At 65.5% G+C, this 1,640-nt stretch carries 2 protein-coding genes and 1 pseudogene; all 3 read right to left on the reverse strand.

Features of this window, described 5'->3' with window-relative positions; translation table 11 throughout:
• Window positions 1-170, reverse strand: a 170-nt coding sequence (locus VGH54_RS14930; protein WP_331512823.1) for an FAD-binding protein, incomplete at its 3' end; no start/stop codon positions are given.
• Window positions 167-1,087: a 3-carboxyethylcatechol 2,3-dioxygenase gene (locus VGH54_RS14935; protein ID WP_331512822.1), complete on the reverse strand. Its 921-nt coding sequence runs from the start codon at window positions 1,085-1,087 to the stop codon at window positions 167-169. The genes VGH54_RS14930 and VGH54_RS14935, both read right to left, overlap by 4 nt.
• Window positions 1,035-1,640 (reverse strand): annotated as a pseudogene (locus tag VGH54_RS14940) (3-(3-hydroxyphenyl)propionate hydroxylase); the annotation flags it as partial. The pseudogene VGH54_RS14940 and the gene VGH54_RS14935, both read right to left, overlap by 53 nt.

Consider the following 1,640-nt stretch of genomic DNA (forward strand, 5'->3'; position numbering starts at 1 on the left):
GACAGCGCGGTGGAACCGCCGAAGTGGCTGGACTTTTCGATGACCAGCGTGTCGAGGCCGGAGGCGTGGGCGGCCAACGCCGCCGTCATGCCGCCGCCTCCAGAACCGATGACCAACACGTCGATGACGTCGTCGAACGTATCGGGGCTGCCAGGTGCCGCTGCCGTCATGCCGCCGGCACCGCCGTTCTGACCGCGAACCCGGCAATCAACTCGGGCGCCGGCCTGTAGTAGCGCACGCCCGTCCGATACGGTCCGGCGGCGGCCAGCGCCGCGAAAGCCGCGACCCAAGTGCGGATCTCATGCGCGGAGTTGCCGCCCTCGTTGGCGATGAACGAGTTGGACCAGTTGTCTAGGTCGCCGAGATGTCCGCTGTCTACGATCTCGAGGAATTGGCGATCGAACTCTGGGTTGAGGGGCGCAAGGTCGCTGTCTCCCGCGGAGAAGCTCTTGGCCGCGTCGATCACCGCGGTCTGCCGCGCCGAACGCTGCTCGGCCGTCATTGGCCGACCGTGCACAATCCGCTCCACAACTTGCGGCGTCGCGGTCGCCAGTGTCGGAACCGGCGGATCATGCGACAGCCCGCCGGATCCCACCAGCAGCACCCGCTTGCCCAACGTGGCCAGATAGCTACCGACCGCGGTGCCGAGCGTCCGGCAGCGATGCAACGGCCCCAGCGGGGTCGCGACGGAGTTGATGAAAATTGGGATCACTGGACGCGCGGTGGCGGAGCCGAACAGCTTCTCCAGCGGTTGGACGGTGCCGTGGTCGACTTCCATGCTCGCCGAGATGGCGAGGTCGACGCCAGCGGACAGAACCGCTTTCGCGCAGCCGACCGCGATTGCCTCGGGGACGTCAAGCGGTCCTTTGTGAGTGCCGTAATCGCCGACCCCCGCAGCTTCGGTACCGATGCAGAACGGCGGCATCAGCTTGTAGAAGAAGCCGTTGTAGTGGTCAGGCGCAAAAATGACGACAATCTCCGGGTCGAAGTCTTCGACGAATTGCCGTGCCTGCGTGAGTGCGCCGTCGATGTCATCAAGGAGGTCCCGCGACGGCCCGGGCAGATTGAGCAGAGGGCTGTGGGACATGCAGCACAGGGCTAGCGGCACGGTTTCCTCCCGGTGTCAAGGTGAGGACGTCGAAGAGCGACGCACTCAACTCGGGGGCGAGCTGAGCGATACACGCGCCCGCGATGCAGCGATCGGGGCGCAGGAACAGTACGGATTCTTGGTGCGCGTCGAACCAGGCCTTGAGCTGGCCAGTCCGGTCGCCGACGACAGTCACATCGGGATCGTCGTCGCCGTCCCAGTGCAGCTGAGTCAGTGGCCGGGCGGCGACAAGCTTGGCGCCTAGCGCCTGCCAATCGGCAAATGCCTTGGCTCCCAGTATTTCCCGCGGATTGTTGTTCCAGCACACGACGGCGAACCAGCCGCCGATAACGTCGTCGAACAGGACGTCCTGCTGCTCCCGGGTATCTACCCGGGGTTGGACGAATAGCGTCCCGACGGGCGAATCGTCCCGTCGCGGTTCGGGGTGCACGACGGCGCCCTGCTCGTATCGCGGCATCGGCTTGAATCGCATCTCGAGCACATATCGCTTGAGCGACGGCACAATTGACGCGGACCGCACCAACAGGTCCCG

It is taken from the genome of Mycobacterium sp. (genome assembly GCF_036488105.1).
Lineage (GTDB): Bacteria > Actinomycetota > Actinomycetes > Mycobacteriales > Mycobacteriaceae > Mycobacterium.

Coding starts and splice junctions, on each gene's coding strand:
- VGH54_RS14935 (WP_331512822.1), bottom strand. CDS start 1,087: ATGTCCCACAGCCCTCTGCTCAATCTGCCCGGGCCGTCGCGGGACCTC.